Source organism: Psychrobacter sp. Sarcosine-3u-12 (assembly GCF_002836005.1).
GTDB classification, from domain to species: domain Bacteria; phylum Pseudomonadota; class Gammaproteobacteria; order Pseudomonadales; family Moraxellaceae; genus Psychrobacter; species Psychrobacter okhotskensis.
Window position 1 is genome coordinate 14,651 of the sequence record NZ_PJBY01000109.1, and the last position, 24,695, is coordinate 39,345.

Below are 24,695 nucleotides of genomic sequence, written 5' to 3' on the forward strand. Positions count from 1 at the left end.
AGCAAAGTTTTAAAAGAACAGCTTTGAGAGCATGGTTTTAAAATAAAAAAAGACTGGCTCAGTGATTGCTGAACCAGCCTTTTAACGTTAAATAGCCATTATCATGACAAAGGTTTTACTCTGGCATGGGCGGCATACGCTCCACAGGAGTGACCGACAGCGGGTTTTGTGGCACGCTATCATTGTTACTATTATTTGGTTTTGCCACGGGCGCACGCTCTGCTTCTTCAACCGGCTCAGGTTCTGGTGCCTTACGTTGCTGCGCTTTGGTCTTGACAGGTTTGTTGGCTGAAGTACTGACATCAGTATCCTCGTCTTCGCTAGCAATAGTGCCATCATCCGTCATTTCTATAATTTGTTGTTTTTGCTTTTTAGATTTGGCACGGTTATTAACGGAGACCCATTGATTGGGTACACCTTTAAGCTGGGCTCTCATAAAGTCCATCCACACAGGTAATGCTGCCACACCACCATACTCACGGCGACCAAGGGTCGATGGTTGATCAAAACCCATCCATACGACGGTCGCGTTGGTCGGATGGAATCCGGCAAACCAAGCATCTTTCGCATCGTTAGTCGTACCGGTCTTACCACCGATATCGTTGCGTCCTAAGGCTTTTGCCCGAACGGCTGTACCGCGTTGTACCACATCACGTAAGATATCAGCCATATCATAAGCCACTCTTGGCTTTAAAATACGTGGTGCTTGCGTTGCCATAACGTACTGCACAACAGGCGCTTTTAAGCGATCTGAAGCTGGACTTGCATCATAAACATTTAAATCAAGCGCCTTTTCATCTTTTACCGTATTGTCACTATTTTCTGCATTTAGCTCAGCAGCTGATCCATTCTCTGATGCTTTGTCTTTAGTGTTAGCCTTTTCCTGTTTTTTAGCAGCAAGCGCTTCATTCTCTTTTTCTATTTTTGCCTGATAATCTTCAAGCAGCTTTTTATTAGCATCTTCCAGTTGTTCGTTAAAGCATAAAGCACAAGCTTGCTGCGGATTGGCTTGGAATAATAGCTTGTTGTCATAATTATAGATTTGTTCGATAAAGTAAGGCTGAATGCGATGACCGCCATTAGCGAAGGTAGAGTAGGCGGTTGCCATTTGTAATGGTGTTGCTTGTCCTGCACCCAATGCCAGCGATAAGGTCGTCGGTAGCTTTTCTTTATCAAGACCAAATTCATCTAATAGGTTACGGGCGTCAGAGATACCAATCGCCTGTAATAAGCGAATGGATACCAAGTTGCGTGATAGATATAAGCCACGGCGTAAGGTGATGTCACCTAAGAAACGTTGATCGGAGTTTTTAGGTTTCCAATCGCCTACTTGAATGGGTCGATCCGAGACAATGCTGTCTGGACGGTAGCCTTTTTCTAAAGCAGTGGTATAGACCAGCGGCTTAATCGTTGAGCCCGGTTGACGCCACCCTTGCAGAGCGCGGTTGAATTTACTGTGGTTAAAGTCAAAACCACCGACCAAGGCATTAACTGCACCCGTTTCAGGATTTAACGAAACCAAACTGCCTTGCACCTTAGGTACTTGCGCCAGTTGCCAATTACCATTAGTTGTCGGTATCAGACGAACGATGTCATTTTTATTAACAATTTGTCCGGCGTTACTCGGATAATAACCAATACGATTGGCTGAAAAATATTTGCGTGCCCAGCTCATGCCTGACCAGTTAACGGTCACGCTTTCACCTGATGGCATGGTTGCCTCGAAACTACGCGAATTAACCTTGGTAACTTTGGCAGGGGACATGTTGCTGTAACGACGGAAATTCTCAAGTGGCTCATCATTGGCTTCCGCACCGCGCCAGCCATGACGATGATCATAAGCTACTAGACCTGTCAGCACGGCAGCTTCTGCATCGGTCTGGGCTTTGCTATCAACAGTAAGACGCACACGCCAGCCACCATTCATGACTTGCTCACCATAACGCTCAACCAAGGTAGAGCGAGTCATTTCTGCCAGATACGGCATATTAACGTCTAGCTTTTCTTGGTATAAATTGATAGCTACCGGTGAGCTTACCGCTTCATCGTGTTGCGCTTTGCTGATATAGCCAAGCTCAAGCATACGACCAATGATCCAATTACGGCGAGTAAGAGCGCGGCTAGGATTAGCAACTGGATTGTATTTAGAGGGGGCTTTTGGCAGACCTGCTAACATGGCCATCTCAGCGATAGAGAGATGCTCTAAAGATTTACTGTAATATTTTTTGGCAGCGGCGCGGATACCATAAGCACCTTCGCCGAGATAAATTTTATTGACATAAAGAGTCAAAATATCGTTTTTGCTGAGCTCGTCTTCAATTTTGCGAGCTAAAAACAGTTCCGTCAGTTTGCGATTTAAGGTACGCTCTGGGCTCAGAAAGTAGTTTTTGGCAACCTGCATAGTAATGGTAGAGCCACCAGTTTGGCTGTCATCATCAGTCACCACTTCGGTGACCGCGCGACCAAGACCTTTAATACTAATACCACTGTGCTGAAAGAATGCCGCGTCTTCTGCTGCTAAAAAAGCATGAGTAAGATCTTCAGGGATTTCATCAAAAGTAACCGGTAGCGAGAGACGGTTACCATACTGACCGATTAATTTGTCATCACTACTATAGATCTGTAAGGGCATCTCTAAATTGGCAGTTTTGATTTCTTGAATACTAGGTAGGGTGGGCGATAAATACATCGCCATACCATAGAAGCCAATAGGCACGGCCAGCGCTAAAATAAGCGCTAACGCTAAGCAGGCAATGAAAAGCCCCACCAAAAAGTGAATGAGACGAACGGTAGCATTTTTTTTGGTCATAATCAGACTTATCAATTAAAATTCGCAACAGATAGACTATTATACCTTGAACAAAATAGGTAGGTCATAATAAATGTGTAAGCTACCCTTAATAACTTATTTAAATGCTTGAATCTATCTGGTAAGTAAAGTATTGTACTAAATTATTACAAATAACTATCAGATTGTACATTTAATATAAGGTATAGAGTTTGTGAGGCTATTTACTTCCAAAAGTCGACATTTGATTGGCATAGATATCTGTGCCACTTCAGTCAAATTGGTCGACATACAGCGCCAACAAGGGATATTTCATCTGAAATCCTATGGTATTGAAAGACTACCGGAAGGCGTAGTCGTCGACAAACTCATTGTAGATACTGAGGCAGTGGGTAACATTATAGCTGGTTTGGCGAGACGCTGTCAGGTAGCTGGCAGCGACGCCGCTGCCGCCGTCTCAGGCTCAGCAGTAATTACCAAAATCATTGATATGGATATGGTGCTAAACGATGTCGAGCGCGAAGCACAAATTCGTTTGGATGCGGATCAATATGTGCCTTATCCATTAGAAGATGTCAATTTGGACTTTGAAGTCTTGGGCCCGTCTTTGATCAATGATGAGATGGTGCAAGTACTGCTTGCGGCCTCACGCTCGGAAAATGTTGACCAAAGAGTAGATGCTTTGACCTTTGGTGGCCTGCAAACCAAGGTAATGGATATTGAAACCCATGCTATCGAACGCGCTTTTGGCCTAATGGCGGATAACCTACCAAACATGCCAGAATTGGTCGCTTTGGTCGACATCGGTCATAATCAAACCACTTTATATATTGCTAAGAATGGTGAGTTTATCTATAGTCGCGAGCAATTGTTTGGGGGCTCTCAACTCACAGAGGCGATACAAAATCGCTATGGACTATCAGCTGAAGAAGCAAATATCAGCAAACGTGAACGTACCTTGCCAGATGACTATTATCCTGATGTGTTGACTCCTTTTATAGAAAATACCATCCAACAAATCACCCGCTCCCTACAGTTTTACTTTTCCTCGAGCCAATACAGCAGTATTGATCATATCGTGCTCGCCGGTGGTAGTAGCTCTATTGCCGGTCTTGCTGGTATGGCGCAACAAAAACTGGGTGTGACGGTCAGTATCGCCAATCCATTTACCAATATGACCATTGCGCCGCACATTGATAATGAGCAGTTGGTCATTGATGCACCGAGTTTAATGGCCGCGTGCGGTCTTGCGTTAAGGAGCTTCGACTAATGGCTCGTATTAATCTATTGCCCTGGCGGCAAGAAGAGCGCGAACGTCGTAACAAAGAATTTCTTACCCTAGTAGTGGCGGTAACTTTACTCGCCTTGTTAGCAGCGTTCGCTTCGTGGAGCTATTTTAATAATGAGCTTGATGAACAACGCAATGCCAATGCCCTGATTGAGCAAGAGAACGCCCGCTTAGACAAAGCGTTGACTGAAATTGATAGCCTAGAGCAACGCCGCGAAGATATCATATCGCGTATGCAGGTGATTCAAGATTTGCAAGGTAGACGTCCCGTCCCTGTACGCCTGTGGGATGATTTGGCCAAAGCCATTCCTCCTGCGCTTTATCTAAATAATCTAAAACGTGAAGGTGACACCCTTACCTTGACAGGTCTTGCGGACAATCCAAATGTCGTATCAAGTTTGATTCGTAATCTTGATAGCAGCAAATGGATGGGCAATTCAGCGGTCAGTAATATTCAGCAAAATATCAGCGCTTATGCACCAGCACCTGCGCTCAATGAAACGGTTACGACTGGTGAACAGCCACGCCCTGTTTATCCTGAAGACAGTTATGTGCAGTTTGTCGTAACGACCAAGGTACAATCAGAGACGGCGGTACCTGCAGATGCTAATGCAACTACTGGGCTTGGAGGTGAGTTATGAAACTTAGCCGTAAAAAAAGCCTAATTAAAACCAAAAAGACGGCTGTCAATCCTAAAAAACAGTTTGACTTGAATGAGTTTCGCCGCAGTTTTGAGTCTTTAGATTCTGAAAACTATGGCAGTTGGCCCCTTCCAGTAAAAATAACAGTCATTGGGTTTATTGTTGCGTTGATAGCAGCGCTAGCATGGGCGCTACCGATTAGCAGTAAAATTGATGAGATTACTGCGGCTGAAAGTCAGCAGCAAACCTTGCTTGATAGCTACCGTGAAAAAGAATCACGGGCACGTCATTTAAAGGCTTATCAAGCCCAGGTTATCCAGATGGAAACGGAGTTCAATACCTTACTTGACCAATTACCAAAAGATACTCGCGTGTCAGAGCTGGTAGAGGGTATCAATATGACGGGTGTTGGCAGTAATATACGCTTCCAAGATATTTCTGTAGAGCCTGAGATTGAAAATGAGTTCTTTATTGAGCAGCCTATTCGTATTGCAGCGTTAGGGGACTATCATCAGTTTGGTAGCTTTCTGAGTGGACTTGCTGCTTTACCACGCATTATTACTATGCACGATTTTGAAGTCAGTAATCCACAACCTACTTTGGATGTGTTACCAGAGCTGAATTTGGTATTACAAACCAAAACGTATCGCTCAAAAGAAGCAGCACCTGAAGGTGAAGAAGCCGTCGCTACTGATGCTGCAGGAGGCAACTAATGACTATTCAAAAACTGCCCATGCTACTGATTTTAAGCACTGCTATTTTATCAATGACAGGTTGTACTGATCGTATTGGTATGGCAGAGCAGGCGATGAACGATATTCGCAATCAGCCCGCTCAGCCTATTGAGCCACCACCAAAAGCTGAACTGGTAGAAGATTTTGTCTATAGCGCTGGTACGCAGCGTAGCCCGTTTTTGCCGCCAAGCTTAGTCAATGTACAAGGTCCTAGTACCTCTATCGATGGCGTACGTCCTGATATCACTAGAGTTAAAGAACCGCTTGAGCAATATGAGCTATCACAGCTGACTTTTCGTGGCGTCGTAATTTCACCTGAAGGTCAGCAATATGCACTCGTGCAACGTCCTGATGGTTCAGTGGCTAGTGTGAGAGTAGGTGATTATCTTGGATTAAATGACGGCCGTATTGTTGAAATCACGCCGACCCAGATTAATTTGATTGAAATTGTGCCAGACAGTCGCGCCGGGTTTATTGAAAAGCCCCAATCGTTGGTCTCCCCTATAAGTTAAGTCGGCAGATTTTTTGAGGAATAAATAATGACAGTACGCAATAACAAGATAATGATGATGAGCAACCGCGTTTCTTCTGCTTTTGCCATCCCTGCATTGGTAATCAGCATGGTAGCAATTAATAGTAGCGCCCATGCCGCCCAGCGCATCAACAATGTCTCTGTAGTACAGACGGCACCAGCAGTGACACAAATGCGTTTAGGATTTGTAGGCTTGCCAGTATTACCTGCTGCTTATCAGCTTGATGATCCTAGCCGCTTGGTATTAGATTTTGAGCAAGTGCAAAACGGGCTAGCCAGTCGCTTTAACGAATATAATATTGGCATGGTTAATGATGTTACTACGTTAAGCAGCGACAGTACCACGCGTCTGATTGTTGGGCTTAAACAAGCAGGAAACTATACAACGGCGATTGACGGCAATGATCTACTATTGACTCTTACCGATCCCAGTCGTCCAGTCATAACTAATGACCCGATCCAAGATGTGCTTAATGACAACAATGCCATTACTACGACTGCAATAGTCACACCAATTGTAGAAACCAATAGCGTAGCTGTTGCCCCAGTTAGAACAATTGCAACCAGTACGGCCGTTATCCATAAGCAAGCGCCGACAGATACGATGGTCGTGCGAGTTAATCCACTATTGAATCCACAGCTTGCTGCTTCCCAAGTGAGCAAGCAATATAGCTATGACGGCTTAACGGCTGTGAATTTTTCGGCAGGAAATAACGGCGGTGGTAATGTCAGTATTGCGCTTGCCAATGAAGCGATTCCGGTTGATGTACAGCGCCAAGGTAACAAGTTGGTCATACGCTTGACTGGCAGCACGGTGCCTAGAAATTTATTACGTCGCTTGAATATTAATAGTGGTCTCGTCAGTAGCATTGACACCAAAAATCAAGGTCAAAATGGCGTTATTACCATTAATATGACTGAGGACTATGAGTATCAGGCTTATCAGTCGGGTAACCAGTTAAACGTTAGCATTAGCAAACCTGAGCTGCTAAGAGAACCAACCCTAGAAGAGAGAGTCTATAGTGGCGAAGCATTATCTATGGAATTCCAAGACGTGGAAATTCGTAGCGTCTTAGATATTTTAGCGCAGTTTACCGATATGAATATCGTCGCTAGTGATTCAGTGGCAGGCAATATCACTTTGCGCCTAATCAACGTACCTTGGGATCAAGCGCTTGATATTATTCTAAAAAGTAAAAATCTGGGCAAACGTGAGAATGGTAGGGTGATCTTAGTCGCGCCTGCTACGGAACTTGCTGAACAAGAAGCGCGTGAGCTTGAAGCGCAGCAAGCGGTTGAATCTTATGCACCACTCCGCACCGAATATATTCGCTTAAGCTACGCAAAAGCGCAAGATGTGTTAACCCTTATCTCGAAAGGTCGTGGCTCATCTGGTGGCAGCAATACTGGCAACGCCAATTCCAGTGCCAATAATACCTTATTATCTAATCGTGGAACGGTCACGGTTGACGAACGTACTAATACTCTGATTATCAAAGATGTGGCGGATAGTATCGAAAATATCCATAAGCTTATCAGCAAAATTGATATACCGGTTCGTCAAGTGATGATTGAAGCGCGTATCGTTAGTGCGACTGATAGCTTTAGTAAAGAGATTGGTGTTCGTTGGGGCATCCTATCGAATGGCGCGGCGAATAACCGTAGCCTACTGGTCGGTGGTAGTAATCAGACTTTGGCAGATTTGAAGGATTTTGATATTGAAACGACGACAGTTAACGGTCAAACGGTTTCCTATCCTTCTTACGATATCAGCCGTCCTGATAACTTAAACGTTGACTTAGGCGTTGCCAATCCAGCGGGTAGTATCGCTTTTGGTTTGCTGAGTATGTCCGATGTGATGCTAGATCTTGAGTTGTCAGCCTTGCAAGCCGACAACCGTGGTGAGGTCATTTCAACACCGAAGATTTTGACAGCGGACAAGCAAACGGCCAAGGTATCATCGGGTACGCAGATTCCTTATCAAGAAGCATCGGCCAGTGGCGCAACCACGACCAGCTTTAAAGAAGCGGCACTAAGCTTAGAAGCGACACCGAACATTACGCCCGATGGTAAAATTGGTTTGCAACTGGTCATTACCAATGGCACGCCAACGATTATTAATAATCAGGTAGCGATCGCTGAAGATTCAATCTCGACTAACGTTATCGTTGAAGATGGTCAAACCATCGTACTAGGCGGTGTCTTTAAAAATCGTACTAGTAATGAGGTGTCTAAAGTGCCTTTCTTAGGAGACTTGCCTTATGTTGGCCGAGCTTTCCGTAAGGATGTACGTAATAACTCTAAAGAAGAGCTACTGATATTTGTCACGCCAAAGCTGATCAACGATGGTGTAAGCCGTTTAAATTAATAATCTTACTATCAATTATCAATCGAAAAAAGCAAGCCTTGGTGCTTGCTTTTTTTATGGATAAATTTAGGTTGATTTGACCATAGCAAGACACTGTCAATCGTATTTTTTGAATTTGGTACAACAATAATCATGGCTCATTACTAGCCAGAATATCAATGACGTTGTATCATACCTAATTTAGCTGAGTGAGTACTATGATGGAGGAATTACCGTCGGTGTTTTTAGTGGGACCGATGGGAGCGGGGAAGACCACCATTGGTCGATTGCTTGCCAAACAATTGGGGCGGACGTTTGTAGATAGTGATTGGTATATCGAGTCGCAAACCGGCGCTGATATTGCTTGGATATTCGCTAAAGAAGGCGAAGCGGGCTTTCGTGAGCGTGAGACACGTGCCATCGATGAGCTGAGCCAACAACAGCAGATAGTATTGGCAACGGGTGGTGGTGCCGTTATGTCTGCTGAAAACCGCGAGTTTTTAAAGCAGCGCGGTATCGTGGTTTATCTTAATGCGCCAGTCGATGTACAAATGGCACGCACCGCGAAAGATAAGTCGCGACCTTTACTACAACAGCCCAACCCTAGAAAAATCTTGCAAGATTTATACAGCACCCGCGACCCATTATATCGGCAAGTGGCTCATATCATCATGCCTACCGGTCATACTTATCCTCGTCATATGGTCAGTCAATTATTACAGCAACTCGAATCGTTCTATTGCACGCCTTCTATAACGCCAGAATCTAAAGAAGATTGATGGCAAAAAATAATAGAACATAAATATAATGATACTCAGTCAACTAACGTTCCCTCATTAAAAATGCTCAAGGAGACTTTCATGGCAACGCCACTGTTTCATGATGGCTTAACCGTACACACGCACAGTCATGATTATCCTATTGTCATTACTGAACAAAGTAGCACTGAGCAAAACAGCACTGAGCAAAGCGCTATGGCTCAGCAAATCATGCCCTATATTACTGGTCGGCAAGTATTAATTGTCACCAACGAGACGATTGCACCGCTTTACTTGGCAGCGCTAGAGGCACCATTGGCAAAGCAGTTCATCGTGAAGGTATGTATACTCCCAGATGGCGAACAATATAAGAATCAGACGAGCATTAACCAGATTTATGATGCGCTCATGGCCGAGCATTTCAATCGGGATGTGACATTGATTGCTCTCGGCGGCGGTGTCATTGGTGATATGACTGGGTTTGCAGCAGCCAGTTTTATGCGCGGTGTCAACTTTATCCAAATTCCAACCACACTATTATCACAAGTGGATTCAAGCGTTGGCGGCAAAACAGGCATCAATCACGCACAAGGCAAAAACATGATCGGGGCTTTTTGGCAGCCGCAAATGGTGCTTGCTGAGATGAGTACATTAAAAACCTTGCCAGCGCGTGAGCTATCAGCAGGTCTTGCAGAGGTCATTAAATACGCACTTATTATGGATGCGGAATTTTTAACGTGGCTTGAGCACAATTTACCAGCGATGATGGCGTTAGATTTGGCAGTACTTGGCGAGGCGGTCAAACGCTGCTGTCAATACAAAGCCGATGTCGTGGCGCAAGATGAAAGAGAGTCGGGTGTACGGGCGCTATTAAATTTCGGTCATACTTTTGGTCATGTGATCGAAACCCACGAAGGCTATGGTAATTGGCTGCATGGTGAGGCGGTTGCCGTTGGTATGGTACAAGCAGCCGAGCTGTCTCAAAAAATTGGCTGGTTAACGAGCGAAGACGTGGCTCGTATTAAACGCGTTTTGACATTGGCCAATTTACCTATCACTCCACCTGCTATTGATGTTCAGACGGCTTTAGACTTGATGGGGCATGATAAAAAAGTGAAACACGGACAAATCCGCCTTATTTTGTTAAAATCACTGGGTGACGCGGTATTAACCAATGATTTCGATGCTGAGCTTCTTACTGACGTATTGTCACAGCACAGCTCATCAGAACGTCAAATTTAGTGATATCACTAAACCCTTGCAAGCGAACCATTGCAATGGAGCTGTTAGTCACTACTGTATTGGCATGAGCACAGGTTTAAAGCGTTTAACTCTATTTCACCAAGGACATCCTCATGGCAGCATCTAGCTCGTCGACTCGTAACGCTGGCCAATCATATCGCCGTCAAGCACTGATTTGGTTGTTGGTGACCCTGTTGCTAGGCGTCGTCACCGCTTTGGTTTGGATGTTTAGTCAAACGCCAGCGATGGGTGCCAAGATTGAAAATGCGCCGATATCTGCGCCGCAAACAACGAGCACCGAACTTGAGCAGCCATTGGCCATTGAATCATTGCATGAGCTGGATACGGACGTGCAGCCGATCAATTTTGATGCGACCGTTCGTGATTTGCGCAGTTATCCTGATGAGTTTAAAGACAAGCGTTATCTGCTGGCTAACAAAGGCAAATGGACTGTACAGGTCATGAATGTTGCGGAAAACGAGGTGATCGTCAGTTATTTAGAAGGTCGGGAAGACCGTGCGAAATTTTCCTACTTTCGCTACCTTGATGACAACAATCAAGTCCGTTATATGCTGACTTATGGTTTGATGAGCAGCCCGCAAGAGGCCGTTGGTGCTGCCAAATTGATTGACTTTAGGCTGCCGGCCAATGTGCGTGTCTTACCTGAAGAGATCAATCGCTACGTCAGTATCATCGACAATTATGAGCGCCCTGATCCGGTGAAAGACTTGAGTGCGAGACGCACGCGCTCTGTAAATTTGCGCCCGACCAAACGTGAAGTGCCAGTCCGTCAGAAAGTGCAAGCTAATGATAGTGATGGTGCTAATGAGCAAGCAGCAAGCAATAATACCAGTCGTAGTGGTCAAGAAGCGGCTAACAATAGTAATGATGAAAGCATTCGTCAATCGGTCGATACCTCTGCGACCCTATCGGTCAATGAAGAGCGTACCGTCGGCAATGAAGAGCAAACACTGACCGCTCCGAGCGCTAAAAACGATGATACTCGTAAGCCTGAGCAAGCTGCCAAAAAACCTACAATTGATAATAGCACGCTAAAAAAACCGCCGGTTGTACCAACGCCTAAGCCGCCAAGTTCGACTAATAGTACAAATAATGGCTCGAATGCCGCTAATAAAAACAGCAATAGTAGTGCGCCTAAAGCCAATAATGACAGTATAAAAGAGCTGATCGAAGAAAAAAGCAATTAATTTTTGGTTAGTGCTATGCCCTAAAAAAACCTCACTAAAACGTTTGTTTAGTGAGGTTTTTTTATGTTTGTCTATCTGCTCATTTACATACTTGCCTATTTTGTTAGACAACTAACCAAGATAGAGGTTAAAAGAACTTCGTCAAAGCAGCTTTAAAAACCCTCGTATCCTATAGCTGTAAAAGCCATTGCAGTGAGTTATTGACTGTTTATTAGCAACTCATAATATAAGCTCTTACAAAATCTGGCTGATGAATCGACAGAAAAGACTAGATTTTTTGTCCGTCATTAACTAAGATGACTATGGGCAACGCTCTGTATAGTTATCGTAAATAACGATTTAACGCACAGTCATTTAGTTACGTACTATTAGTGATAACATAGTTGCGTACTAAGCGATTGTTGTCTCAAGCGCAGCGATTTGCCATCGACAGTAAGCTTATTGCAAATCGCAAAATCCCTCTTATTGTCACTGCTATTAGGGTCATTAAGGCGCTTGAATATAGAGCGTCTGATATTCAAAATTAGTCAAATGTCATATTTTCGCATGCTCAACTAGCCGTCGACTAAGCCGCGCTAGTAGGATATAACGCCAAACGTTAAGGCACGTGCTGACGAGTGAGTAACTGGTATACGGGATATTATTTTATCCAGTTGCCATGGGCGGTTACTGACTATTTATTGGTGCATTTTGTTATAACACCGTTTGTCTGTTATCAGACTATCAAGCGACTGTGAGAGTCAGGGGGTTATCTCACGCTCACAACATAACTATCTACTGAGCTGCACGTCATTTATTAATTCGGATATACGAATATTTACCTACCAGCCCGTTCTGCCTGCGGTCACCAGTTTATGTTCCGCATTGGATATATAAGCTGCCCGTTTACTTAAAAGGACAAGCTATGTCAATGATTTCTTCCCATACGCATTTGGCCACGCCGGATGACTTTTCTGATAACTGTGGCTTTGGTTTGATTGCTCATATTGAGGGACAAGCCAGTCATGATTTGGTAAAAACGGCTATTCATAGTCTCAGCTGTATGACCCATCGCGGTGGTGTTGCTGCTGACGGCAAGACGGGTGATGGTTGTGGCTTGCTACTGGCAACGCCGACCGCTTTTTTTAAAGACATTGCTAGCGAGCAACAGTTAACAGTGACGGATAACTTTGCTGTGGGTATGGTGTTCGTCAATTTAGATGAGACCAAAGCACAGCACAGCCAGCAGGTACTCGCCGAAGAGATTATCGCTGAAGGCTTAGAGGTTGCTGGCTGGCGTGATGTGCCACTTGATTTGAGTATCGTTGGTGAGATTGGTCGTGAAACCTTGCCAGACTTTAAGCAAGTGTTTGTCAATGCGCCTGATAATTTAGATGCGGATGATTTTAACCGTAAGCTGTTTGTCGCGCGTAAAAAAGCAGAGCAACGTCTGGTCGATGACGAGCTGTTTTATGTTTGTTCGCTGAACTGTCAGACTATTATTTATAAAGGTCTGGTGATGCCATCAGATCTACCAGCGTTTTTTCTAGATCTCCAAGATCAACGTTTGGCATCCCATATTGTGGTATTTCATCAACGTTTTTCAACCAATACGCTACCACGCTGGCCATTGGCACAGCCGTTTCGCTATCTTGCGCACAATGGCGAATTAAACACCATTACCGGTAACCGTAACTGGTCTGAGGCACGCACACCAAAATTAAAATCTGCTAAATTACCCAATCTGAATGAGCTAACACCGCTGGTTAATAGCACGGGCTCTGATTCGTCAAGCTTAGACAACATGCTTGAAGTGCTTATGTCTGGTGGCATGAATCTGTTCCATGCGATGTCTATTCTAGTGCCACCAGCATGGCAAAATGTCGATAGCATGGATATGGACTTGCGGGCGTTTTACGAGTTTTACTCGCAGCATATGGAAGCATGGGATGGCCCAGCAGGTCTTGTGATTCAAGATGGACGCTATGCTGTCTGTATGCTTGACCGTAATGGTCTACGCCCCTCACGTTGGGTGACGACTAAAAATGGCTATATCACTGTGGCGTCAGAAGTAGGCGTTTGGGACTATGCGCCAAAGGATGTACTGGCAAAAGGTCGGGTAGGACCAGGTCAGATGCTAGTCATTGATACTTTAACTGGTCAAATCTTAGATACCAAAGCGATTGCGACCTTATTGAAAAAAGCCCATCCCTATCGTAAATGGTTACGCGAAGAAGCCACTCGTATCCGCGATGATGAGCGCTTAGAAGAAGAGTTGGCAGCACAAGCTTGCCGCGGTGATAAGCTAAAAGCGCTGCAAAAAATGTATCACATTACCAATGAAGAGCGCACAGAAATCATTCGGCCTAATGCCGAAAATGCGCAAGAGCCAGTCGGTTCGATGGGTGATGATACGCCCATGGCAGTACTGTCACAGCAGATTCGCCATGTCGGGGACTTTTTCCGTCAGCAGTTTGCTCAGGTGACCAATCCACCGATTGATCCACTGCGTGAGTCGATCGTCATGTCGCTACAGACTTGCTTGGGCGCTGAAACCAATGTGTTTGCGCCATCTGCGCGAGATGCACACCGTATTATCTTATCGTCGCCTGTATTGTCCGCTAGCAAAATGCAGCAGCTTGAAACTTTGGATGATCCAGCGTTTAAGGTTGCCCGTATTGACCTAAACTATGATCGCACCCTAGAGCTATCAGCGGCCATCACTGCTATCTGTGAGCAAGTGGCCAGCAGCATTCGGGCAGGGCAGACGTTGATTGTGTTGTCTGATAAAGACATCGATGCGGAAAAAGTACCGGCCAATGCCATTATGGTAACGGGTGCGGTGCATCATTACCTCATTGGTCAAGGTATTCGTACTGATGCCAATTTAATCATTGAGACGGGTCTCGCGCGCGATTCGCATCAAATAGCAGTATTGATTGGCTTTGGCGCGACCTGTGTTTATCCATATTTGGCTTATGATGTCATTGATGATTTGGTTGCAACCGGTGAGCTATTGGGCGATCCGATTCAAGCGCGGGTTAATTTCCGTAAGGGCTTAGATAAAGGTTTGCTAAAAATCTTATCAAAAATGGGTATTTCTACCATTGTCTCTTATCGCGGTGCACAGTTATTTGAAGCCGTTGGTCTCTCTGAAGAAGTCGTGAGCTTGTGTTTTAAAGGCGTACAAAGCCGTATTAAAGGCGCTACCTTTGCAGACTTGGCTGCTGATCAAGCACAGCTAGCCGCCAATGCCTTTAAACGTCGTGCGCCACTGGATCAAGGTGGTTTATTGAAGTTTGTCTTTAATAAAGAATATCATGCCTTTAATCCAGATGTGATTAATAGCCTGCATACCGCTGTACGTACGGGTGATTATGACAATTATCGTCATTATGCCGATTTGGTCAATAGTCGTCCGGTTGCCACCTTGCGTGACTTATTGCAGTTGAAGACGGACAACCCGATCGATGTTAATGAAGTCGAAGATATCTCCAAAATTTTAACCCGTTTTGATTCGGCTGGTATGTCGTTAGGGGCGTTGTCTCCTGAAGCTCATGAAGCCATCGCGATGGCAATGAACACCATTGGTGGGCGCTCAAATTCTGGTGAGGGCGGCGAAGATCCTGTACGTTATGGTACCTTACGTAACTCAAAAATTAAGCAAGTCGCCTCGGGTCGTTTTGGTGTGACCCCAGCGTATTTACGCTCAGCAGAAGTCATGCAGATTAAAGTCGCGCAGGGCGCCAAGCCGGGTGAAGGTGGTCAGTTGCCGGGCGGTAAGGTCAATGCTTTGATTGCTCGTCTGCGCTATTCTGTGCCGGGGGTAACGCTCATATCACCGCCGCCGCATCATGATATTTATTCTATCGAAGATTTGGCACAGCTCATTTTTGACTTAAAACAAGTCAATCCAGACGCCTTGGTTTCGGTCAAGTTGGTCTCACGTCCGGGCGTTGGTACTATTGCTACTGGTGTGGCAAAAGCTTATGCCGACTTGATCACGATCTCAGGTTATGATGGCGGTACGGCAGCGTCACCGTTGTCCTCTATTCACCATGCTGGCTCGCCGTGGGAGTTGGGTCTTGCGGAGACGCATCAGTCATTACGCGTCAATGGCTTGCGAGACAAAGTACGTATCCAAACCGATGGTGGTCTAAAAACTGGTCTTGATGTGGTTAAAGCCGCTATCCTTGGTGCCGAAAGCTTTGGCTTTGGTACGACGCCGATGATTGCCGTTGGTTGTAAATATTTACGTATTTGCCATCTCAATAACTGTCCGACGGGCGTTGCCACCCAAAAAGCCCAACTGCGTGATGAGCATTTCATTGGCGAAGCAGAAATGCTGATTAACTTCTTTAAGTTTGTCGCCACCGAAACGCGCGAATGGCTCGCTGCATTGGGTGTGCGTAGCATGGAGGAGTTGGTCGGACGTACAGACTTGCTTGATGTGCTAGAGGGTAATACCGATAAGCAGCGTCATTTAGATTTGTCGCCGCTGTTATTTAGCCATCCAGCCAGCAGTGGCAAAGCGCAGACTTGTCAGGTAGAACGTAATGAGCCGTTTGATAAAGGCTTGCTTGCGGAGCAAATGATTAGCGATATGCTGCTCAATATTCGTCAAGGTAATGGCGGCGATTATAGCTATTACGTCGGTAATTGTGATCGTTCCATTGGCGCACGTATCTCAGGTGAGATTGCGCAAGTATGGGGCAATCTGGGCATGAATGAGAAGCCAATCAAACTGCATCTGACGGGTACTGCTGGGCAGAGTTTGGGCGTCTGGAATGCTGGTGGCTTACATATTGAGCTAGAAGGCGATGCCAATGACTATGTGGGCAAAGGCATGGCAGGTGGCGAGATTGTCATTTATCCACCCAAAGACTCTAGCTTTACCGCGCAAGATACTGCCATTATCGGCAATACCTGTCTATATGGCGCAACCGGTGGTAAGTTGTACGCAGCGGGCACAGCAGGCGAGCGCTTCGGGGTGCGCAACTCTGGCGCGCATGCGGTCATCGAAGGCACGGGTGATCATTGCTGTGAGTATATGACGGGCGGCATCATGACTATTCTTGGTCGTACTGGTCTTAACTTCGGCGCGGGTATGACGGGCGGCTTCGCTTATGTGCTCGATATGGAAGGGGACTTCTTTGATCGTTGTAATCATGAATTGATTGACTTAAACCGTATCTCAAGCGAGCAGACGGAAGGTCATCGTATTCACTTACAACAAGTGCTTGAGACTCATGTGGATAAAACTGGTAGCGCGTGGGGTCAGACTATTTTGGCTGACTTTGAGCATTACGTGCGCAAGTTTTACTTGGTGAAGCCAAAAGCGGCGAACATTGCAAGTTTGCTTAAGACCACGATGGCTGACCCACAGTAGCTCAGTCAGTAATAGGTTTACGAGCATCTTAACTCATAGGTTTTGAGCAGGTAAATGACAGCCCTTATCCGTAAATTTGCCTCATTGAGGCTGCAGATATTGGCTGTTATCACCCACTATAAAAGAGATAACACCATGGCAAAACGCTTAGAAAATAGTTTTCAGTTTTTAGATGTGCCTCGGCTTGAGCCGACTAAAAAAGACATCGCGACGCGCTCAACGGAGTTTGTCGAGATTTATAAACCATTCGAGAGTGAGCCAGTGGCACAGCAGTCACATCGCTGTCTTGAGTGTGGTAATCCGTACTGCGAGTGGAAGTGTCCTGTACACAACTACATTCCTAACTGGCTCAAATTGGCCGCCGAAGGGCAGATATTCCAAGCTGCTGAGTTGTGCCACCGTACCAATACTTTGCCTGAGGTTTGCGGCCGTGTCTGTCCCCAAGATCGCCTATGTGAAGGGGCCTGTACCCTGAACGATGGCTTTGGCGCGGTCACTATTGGTAATGTTGAGAAGTATATTAACGATACCGCCTTTGCGCTTGGCTGGCGACCTGATATGTCTGACGTGGTTTGGACGGACAAAAAAGTCGCTATCATTGGCGCAGGACCTGCAGGTTTGGGCTGTGCAGATATCTTGGTGAGAAATGGCGTTAAACCAGTTGTCTTTGACAAACGTCCTGAAATCGGCGGCTTATTAACCTTTGGTATTCCAGAGTTTAAGATGGAAAAAGACGTCATGCGCAATCGCCGGGTCATCTTTGAAGACATGGGTATCGAGTTTCGTCTAGAGACAGAAATCGGTACCGACGTTAGTATCGATGAGCTATTAGGCGAGTACGATGCGGTGTTTATGGGTATGGGCACTTACACTTATATGCGTGGCGGCTTCGCTGGCGAGGAGTTAGACGGTGTCTATGATGCGCTAGATTACCTGATTGCCAACGTGAACCGTTGTAACGATTGGGAAAAAAATCCCGAAGAGTATATCGATTTTAAAGGCAAAAGAGTGGTGGTGCTCGGTGGCGGTGATACAGCAATGGATTGCAATCGCACCAGTATCCGCCAAGGCGCTGAGCAAGTCGTCTGCGCTTATCGCCGTGATGAAGAAAATATGCCAGGCTCGCGCCGCGAAGTAGTCAATGCCCGCGAGGAAGGTGTTGAGTTCTTATTTAACCGTCAGCCAACCGAAATCATTGGCTTAAATGGTAAGGTCAAAGGCGTAAAAGTCGTGACGACCCATTTAGGTGCGCCTGATAATCGTGGTCGTCAGCGTCCAGAGCCAATTGTAAATTCTGAAGAGATTATCCCTTGTGATGCAGTGATTATGGCCTTTGGCTTCCGTCCTAGTCCTGCCGATTGGTTCGAGTCACAGCAAGTGGCGATGGACAGCTCTGGTCGTGTTTTGGCTCTCGAAAAGCAAACCTTTAAATTCCAAACCAAAAACCCCAAAATCTTCGCTGGTGGCGATATGGTACGTGGTTCTGATTTGGTCGTAACCGCCATTTGGGAAGGGCGTGAAGCCGCTGAAGGTATTTTGGACTTCTTAGAGGTTTAATGGGTTTGATTTACATCCAGTGACTGATTGCCTTGCTTTGTTCTCAAACGTCTTTTACCTTTTAACAGGCAAAAGACGTTTTTTTTGATAGCTGGTTATGCTGCTAATGTCTAAGTAACGCTTAGTCTTTTACGTCTAATGCCATTCACGAAAATTAGAGTAGCAAGAAAAATCGATATCAGCAGTACATGATGGTTCGATATTATTTCTCACTGACTACATATTCTTCAATTAATAAGAGTACCTGTGCGTGAAACCAAAAATCTGGCAACGATTTACTGCACCATTTATTGAACCTTATGCGCGCTATCAGCACGCTGATATCTTGCATGCCATACGTATAGGTGCAGCCATCGTACTTGCGCTGTTAGCCAATCAAATAAGCCGTTTTCCACACGGAGAATGGACGACGATCACCGTCTTTATTATTTTAGGATTGCTACAGTATCAAGGCGCTATTTATACCAAGGCCAAAGAGCGAGTACTGGGCACAGTTTTAGGTATTGTCGTGGCATTTGCGATCTTATGGTTCAATAAAGGGACGGGTGCTTGGTTAGGGGTAGAATACTTGCTGATTGGAATCAGCAGTGGGGTTATTGGTTATTTTTCGGTCAGGCGGCTAGGCTATACCGGATTACTGACTGGCATTACTATGCTAATGATCGTCTCTAATTTAAATCAAATTAACATAGCGCAAGATGGCGTCTATCGCGCACTCAATATTTTAATTGGTACGGGTATTGCGGTCATAGTGACAGTGGTCTTGCCCCTTAAATCTACCTTGATGTGGCGCTTTTTATTGGCAAATAACTTGGAGGCCTGTAGCACTATTTATGCTGGTGTCGGGCATCATATCGATGCTGAAATAGTGGCTCCTAAATCGATTGTTTATACTAAGATGATAAGCTCAGCTAGCCCAAATGATCCCAAGAATAGTGCTACTACAGATATGCCTGTCAATAAAACGTTGATAAGATCGCTGCAGCAAATAAACAAGCGATTACTCGCAGTACGGCCCCATATAGCAGCGACTGCCAGTGAGTCTGGCATTGATAAAGAAACCATAGAAACGATTCAGCGTACCCACCGCAATATCATCGGTACCATCGATTTATTGCTCAGTGCGGCGCCGCGCTTGGCGAATATCGATATCGATGATGAAAACCATACGCTACTGATTCACTATCAGCACGAGTTGACACAAGCCATGCAGCATATCGCAGCAGTACTACGCAGTCCAAGCGATCAAACCTTTCGACCGATTACGCGTATTGCGCTATCAGAATATCCTAGCGTACAGACTGCAACGTTTGAGTGGCAGGGCTATTTTTGGCTGACGCAAACGTTGCAAACCCAACTGCGACAGCTAAGTGATCTGCTACAAGTGACCAAACCGCAGTGGTATGCTGCTTCTGGTCTGCGCTATCAAAGGCGCGAGCAGCGTAGAATGAAAGAGCAGGGTGGCGAGTCAGACTTACACTTGTAAGTAACAGAGATACTGACACCCACTTGCAACTACTGGTCAGCGCCTCTTAGTGTTATCAATAGCCAAATGCTATCTTCTTCGGATGTTTTTTTGTCGTTATGTGCTAGCATGTTTTGACCTTTGACGTCTTTTATCTTTTAATAGGTAAAAGGCGTTATTTTTTGACCATCGCTTTATTCGTGGTTAAGCCAGTAGCTAGGATTTAACCACCTTTTTATTCCTTTATTATAAGAGATACCCTGCGTGAAACCGACTTTTTGGCAACGATTTACGGCACCGTTTGTAGAGCCTTATGCCCGCTACCAGCATGCGGATATTTTGCATGCCATACGTTTGGGTGTGGCCGTACTTATTGCACTGTTGTTAAATGAGTTTACGCACTTGCCACATGGCGAGTGGACGACCATTACCGTGTTTGTAATTTTGGGTTTGTTGCAATATCAGGGCGCGATTTATACCAAGGCTAAAGAGCGGATATTGGGTACTTTGCTTGGAGTGTTGGTCGGGCTTAGCTTCTTATGGTTGATTAAAGATATCGGTGGTTGGCTGTGGTTGTATTATGGGCTGATTGGCATTATCAGTGGCATCATCGGTTATGTGGCAGTCAAGCAATTGGGTTATATTGGGCTGCTAACAGGCATTACCATGCTGATGATTGTATCGAGTCCTGACCACAGCAGTATTGCCCAAGATGGCTTATATCGCGCGTTTAATATTTTGCTTGGCGCAGGGGTGGCGGTCGCAGCAACATTAATTTTACCGCTGAAGTCGACGTTGATGTGGCGGTTTTTGTTGGCCAGCAATCTCGAGACGTGCAGCAATTTGTATGCAGGGGTGGGCAATCATATTGATGCCGATGTGCTGGTACCCAAGCCGTTTAAATATAGTAAGGCGACCAGTTCAGCCAGTATTATTTATCCATCGAGCAGTTCTATACCGGATACGCCTGTCAATAAAGCCTTGGTGAAAGCGCTACAAAAGATTAATAAGCGCTTGCTTGCCGTGCGTCCCCATATCGCAGCGACTGCCAGTGAATCGGGCATTGAAAAGGAAACGTTAGAAACCATTCAGCGTACCCATCGTAATATTATCGGTACCATTGATTTGCTGTTAAGTGCCGCACCGCGCTTGGCAAATATCGAGATTGACGATGAAAATCATATTTTGCTTATCCATTATCAGCACGAATTGACGCAGGCGATGCAGCATATGGCTGCGGTATTACGTAGCCCAAACGATGAGGTATTTCGCCCCATTACTCGCATTTCCGTATCAGATTATCCAAGTGTGCAAAACTTAGGGTTTGAGTGGCAGGGCTATTTCTGGCTGACCCAAACTTTACAAGTGCAATTACAGCGATTGAGTGATTTATTACAAAAGACCAAGCCGCAGTGGTTTGCTGCCTCAGGTCTGCGTTATCAGCGCCGTGAACAGCGCCGTATTGAGCATAAAGGCAGCGAGACAGATTTACATTTATGAAGAAAACAAATAAAAACGCTGACTCTCACAAGTCAGCGTTTTTATTTAAACAATATTTTAGGGTGTGTTTTTCTATTCTTCTATATTAACGACCCGTTTTTAGCTTATCCCAATACTGTTGGTACACTTGCAGGGCTTCATCACCGACGTCTTCTTGGAATTCAGCTTTGGCCAATACCTCTTTGCTAGGATAAATCGTTGGGTTATTACGCACGCTTTCCTCCATCAGCTCACGCGCTGCCAAGTTCGGCGAGGCATAACCAATCTCTTCACTGACAATCTTGGCGTTCTCAGGACGCAGTAGGTAGTCGATAAATTTGTGCGCGGCATCCACCTGTTTGGCGTTCTTCGGAATGACAAAGTTGTCCATCCAGAGTATCGCGCCCTCGCTTGGGTACTTATAGACCAAGCTGGTCAAGCCTTCGTCATTGGCCATGACGGCTTCGCCATTCCACGTCATACCGAGTGACGTTTCGCCTTCGATATAAGGCATGCGTGTCGCATCTGAGTTAAAGGTTTTGACGTTTGGCATCAAGGTAGTGAGCTTGTCATAAGCGGCTTTGATCTCGTCAGGATTGCTGCTGTTACCCGAATAGCCAAGGGTGAGGAGCGCCATACCAAACACTTCGCGTACATCATTGGTCAGCATCACTTGACCTTTATACTCAGGTTTCCACAGATCGTTCCAGCTATTGACCGTCGCAGGATCGACCGAATCGCCATTGATGGCCAAACCAGTGCTGCCCCACATATAAGGAATTGAGTATTTGTTCTCAGGGTCAACCTTGGTATTGGTAAATGAGGTATCGAGGTTTTTAAAGTTACTCAGTTTAGATTTATCAAGCTCTTGCAATAGCCCTTCTTTGGCCATTTTTTCGACATAATACGTCGATGGAATCGCTAAGTCATACTGACTAGAATCATCGAGTAGTTTGAGCTTGGCGTACATGGCTTCGTTAGAGTCAAAGGTGGTGTAATTGACCGAAATGCCCGTCTCTTCTTCAAAGCCATCCAAAATCTCTTGCGGCATGTACTCTGACCAGTTATACAGATTTAGCGTCTCATTGCTAGCAGTAGCGTTGCCATCAGCGGCATTGTCAGCGTTGCTACAGCTGGCCAGTGCTAGGCCGACTGCCATGGCTAATAAGGCTTTTGGTACTAAACGACCGTTACGCGCCGCTGTGTTGGCAGTGGCATGGGGCGATGATAAATGAGTCAAAATATCTCTCCTAGATAAAGGTAAGGCAAATCGATAAAAATAAATAAAGGCGGCTAATGATTACAGGCTCAGCACCGATAGTTGCCCTGTTATGGTTATTATACCCAGTAATTTAAAGGGCAATCGCGAATAGATATTACGATAGGCAATGCCTTACAAGTCGAAGGCAGTGTCAGAATAGCCCAGCCTAGGTAAAGCAATCAAAGGAAGCAATCATGCTATGATGAGCTGGTTTATTTTTATACCGTATTTTCAATAACGTGAATAGACCAACCATACCATAATAATAAAGGATGCAACATCATGACCCAGAATAACACTGTTATACCGGCGTTATTGCCTGAGAAAGTCGGCATCGTCACTGGTGCCAGTCGTGGACTAGGCGCACAAATTGCCCAGCAAATGGCAGCGGCAGGGGCAAGCATTTGTGTCAATTATCTCAATAGTAAAGAGGCTGCTGAGGCAGTCGTTGCCGACATCGTCGCTGCTGGCGGGCAAGCATTTGCTTATCAAGCTGATGTTACTGAACTTGAGCAAGTACAAGCGCTGGCAAAGGCGGTCGTTGCGCGCTACGGGCGCATTGACATAGTGGTCAATAACGCCTTGCCAAGCTACCAATTTAATCCTAGTGCCGACTATACCAGTATTGAAACCGTTAAATGGGCGCACTTCTCCCAGCAAATGGATGGCATCGTCAAAGGCGCAGTTAATACCGTACAAGCAGTACTACCACAAATGAAAACGCAAAAAATGGGCAAGATTATCAATATCTCAACCAACCTTGTTTATAATCCTGTGGTCACTTATTACGACTATACGACTGCCAAATCGGCGTTGATTGGACTGACGCGTAATTTAGCCGCTGAGCTTGGTCAACATGGTATCCGCGTGAATTTGTTGGCAGGTGGCTTGCTTAAAACCACGGACGCAAGCCGCTCAACCACCGAAGAAGTATTTGATTATATCGCCAGCACCACACCGTTACGTCAAGCAACCTCAGTGGATGACTTTGCCAATGCTGTATTGCTCATGGCGTCGGATTTGAGTGCGGCTATTACTGGTCAATCCATTGCTGTGGATGGTGGTTTGACGATGCCTTAACGAGGCCTCAACGATGAATCAACAATGCTTTAAGCGGTTAGTGGCATAGATTAAGACACTAAAAAATGTATAGGTTTTCAAAATTAAAAGATGAATCACTTGATAAGCAACTTGATTGAATTAAGAAGAGGAATGAGATGAATAATCGTAAACGTGCTGGAATAATCACGGCTGTGCTTGGTATCGTCGCCTTTATGACGCTGTTTAACGCTGGCTCACCGACCGCTATTATTAATTGGCCAGTTGAGACTTATATGGGTTTGGCATTTACGATTGGTTGGTTGAGTAGTGTGCCCAACTGGCTGGCTTATATATTGGCGGCAGTGGTACTTGTTTTGATTATGGTCGGGTTTTATAAAATTGGTAGTTGGGTTTATGGATTGATTGCAGGCAAGAATTGAGTTGATTTATTTTAATCGACTTTTGTATCACTGAATTATATAATCGCTGTTCATAGGGTGAATCAAAACGTTACGCGCTTTCCAAAGCCATAATGTGCAAACGCCCTGTCTATAACTTAATAATAGCGTACATATATCATGAACGAACCAATAGATCAATTTGCCAAATCTAAAAGTATGACAAGAATTGGTGGCATATTTATTATGTTAGTTTCTGCAGCTACTTTATATTATATTTTTACTAGCAGTGAGCAATCCGTGCCACGAATTTACGTGGTACTGCCTTTTATGTTTATGTTGGGATTTGGCTTAATGCTCTTTCCTATTAGCAAAGCTGAAACGCTTCACCTTTATGGCACGACTCAAATACCGTTCAAGCATATGCCACTTGGAATGAAAATTTGCTTTGGAATTGGAATTGTCTTGACGCTGATGTTATTAATACTTCAGATACTATAGTTTAGTCGAGTAGGGCGCGCCCGACAAAGACATCTAGGTTTTAGTACTTTAGCTACTATGCTGGGTTAAAAGCCCAGCCCATAAAAG

The 24,695-nt window shown here is 45.2% G+C and carries 17 protein-coding genes; 15 read left to right on the forward strand and 2 right to left on the reverse strand.

Annotation, left to right across the window (positions count from 1 at the left end):
- Positions 1–115: 115 nt before the first annotated feature.
- The gene (locus CXF65_RS11965) at positions 116–2,809 is read right to left on the reverse strand and encodes a penicillin-binding protein 1A (RefSeq protein WP_025652249.1); all 2,694 of its coding nucleotides are present in this window, start codon (positions 2,807–2,809) and stop codon (positions 116–118) included.
- A gap of 193 nt (positions 2,810–3,002) precedes the next feature.
- Here CXF65_RS11965 and pilM point away from each other — a divergent pair, with 193 nt between their 5' ends.
- The 12 genes from pilM (at position 3,003) to CXF65_RS12025 (ending at position 21,428) form a co-directional block, all read left to right on the forward strand.
- Positions 3,003–4,058, forward strand: coding sequence for a type IV pilus assembly protein PilM (gene pilM / locus CXF65_RS11970; protein ID WP_101212191.1), 1,056 nt, complete (start codon positions 3,003–3,005; stop codon positions 4,056–4,058).
- Complete coding sequence (locus tag CXF65_RS11975) at positions 4,058–4,717, forward strand: PilN domain-containing protein (protein WP_025652251.1); 660 nt, start codon at positions 4,058–4,060, stop codon at positions 4,715–4,717. The genes pilM and CXF65_RS11975 overlap by 1 nt, the downstream gene beginning before the upstream one ends.
- Entirely contained in the window at positions 4,714–5,430 is a 717-nt protein-coding gene (locus CXF65_RS11980; RefSeq protein ID WP_101212192.1) for a type 4a pilus biogenesis protein PilO, read from the forward strand. The genes CXF65_RS11975 and CXF65_RS11980 overlap by 4 nt, the downstream gene beginning before the upstream one ends.
- Complete coding sequence (locus CXF65_RS11985; protein ID WP_101212193.1) at positions 5,430–5,963, forward strand: pilus assembly protein PilP; 534 nt, start codon at positions 5,430–5,432, stop codon at positions 5,961–5,963. The genes CXF65_RS11980 and CXF65_RS11985 overlap by 1 nt, the downstream gene beginning before the upstream one ends.
- Positions 5,964–5,990: 27 nt before the next feature.
- Positions 5,991–8,351, forward strand: a complete 2,361-nt coding sequence (gene pilQ, locus CXF65_RS11990) for a type IV pilus secretin PilQ (RefSeq protein ID WP_101212194.1) — start codon at positions 5,991–5,993, stop codon at positions 8,349–8,351.
- Positions 8,352–8,548: 197 nt separating this feature from the next.
- The gene (gene aroK, locus CXF65_RS11995; protein ID WP_101212195.1) at positions 8,549–9,109 is read left to right on the forward strand and encodes a shikimate kinase AroK; all 561 of its coding nucleotides are present in this window, start codon (positions 8,549–8,551) and stop codon (positions 9,107–9,109) included.
- An 81-nt stretch (positions 9,110–9,190) separates the two neighbouring features.
- Positions 9,191–10,330 carry a 3-dehydroquinate synthase gene (gene aroB / locus CXF65_RS12000; RefSeq protein WP_101212196.1) on the forward strand — a complete coding sequence of 380 codons (1,140 nt, stop codon included), beginning with the start codon at positions 9,191–9,193 and terminating at the stop codon, positions 10,328–10,330.
- Positions 10,331–10,443: 113 nt separating this feature from the next.
- Positions 10,444–11,538 carry a hypothetical protein gene (locus tag CXF65_RS12005; protein WP_025652257.1) on the forward strand — a complete coding sequence of 365 codons (1,095 nt, stop codon included), beginning with the start codon at positions 10,444–10,446 and terminating at the stop codon, positions 11,536–11,538.
- A gap of 904 nt (positions 11,539–12,442) precedes the next feature.
- Positions 12,443–16,906, forward strand: a complete 4,464-nt coding sequence (gene gltB / locus CXF65_RS12010; protein ID WP_101212197.1) for a glutamate synthase large subunit — start codon at positions 12,443–12,445, stop codon at positions 16,904–16,906.
- A gap of 135 nt (positions 16,907–17,041) precedes the next feature.
- Entirely contained in the window at positions 17,042–18,463 is a 1,422-nt protein-coding gene (locus CXF65_RS12015) for a glutamate synthase subunit beta (RefSeq protein ID WP_025652259.1), read from the forward strand.
- Between the two features lie 250 nt (positions 18,464–18,713).
- A complete protein-coding gene (locus CXF65_RS12020) occupies positions 18,714–19,949 on the forward strand; it encodes an FUSC family protein (RefSeq protein ID WP_101212198.1) in 1,236 nt (411 codons plus the stop codon).
- Positions 19,950–20,192: 243 nt separating this feature from the next.
- Positions 20,193–21,428, forward strand: a complete 1,236-nt coding sequence (locus tag CXF65_RS12025; protein WP_101212199.1) for an FUSC family protein — start codon at positions 20,193–20,195, stop codon at positions 21,426–21,428.
- Between the two features lie 85 nt (positions 21,429–21,513).
- On the opposite strand, the gene CXF65_RS12030 is transcribed toward CXF65_RS12025, so the two are convergent.
- On the reverse strand, positions 21,514–22,647 hold the full coding sequence (locus tag CXF65_RS12030; protein WP_025652262.1) for an ABC transporter substrate-binding protein: 1,134 nt from the start codon (positions 22,645–22,647) through the stop codon (positions 21,514–21,516).
- Positions 22,648–22,950: 303 nt separating this feature from the next.
- Here CXF65_RS12030 and CXF65_RS12035 point away from each other — a divergent pair, with 303 nt between their 5' ends.
- The 3 genes from CXF65_RS12035 (at position 22,951) to CXF65_RS12045 (ending at position 24,608) form a co-directional block, all read left to right on the forward strand.
- Positions 22,951–23,748 (forward strand): 3-oxoacyl-ACP reductase, encoded by a 798-nt coding sequence (locus CXF65_RS12035; RefSeq protein ID WP_101212200.1) that lies wholly within the window; start codon positions 22,951–22,953, stop codon positions 23,746–23,748.
- A 137-nt stretch (positions 23,749–23,885) separates the two neighbouring features.
- Entirely contained in the window at positions 23,886–24,149 is a 264-nt protein-coding gene (locus tag CXF65_RS12040) for a hypothetical protein (RefSeq protein WP_101212201.1), read from the forward strand.
- 138 nt (positions 24,150–24,287) lie between these two features.
- Positions 24,288–24,608 carry a hypothetical protein gene (locus tag CXF65_RS12045; RefSeq protein ID WP_101212202.1) on the forward strand — a complete coding sequence of 107 codons (321 nt, stop codon included), beginning with the start codon at positions 24,288–24,290 and terminating at the stop codon, positions 24,606–24,608.
- Positions 24,609–24,695 lie beyond the last annotated feature (87 nt).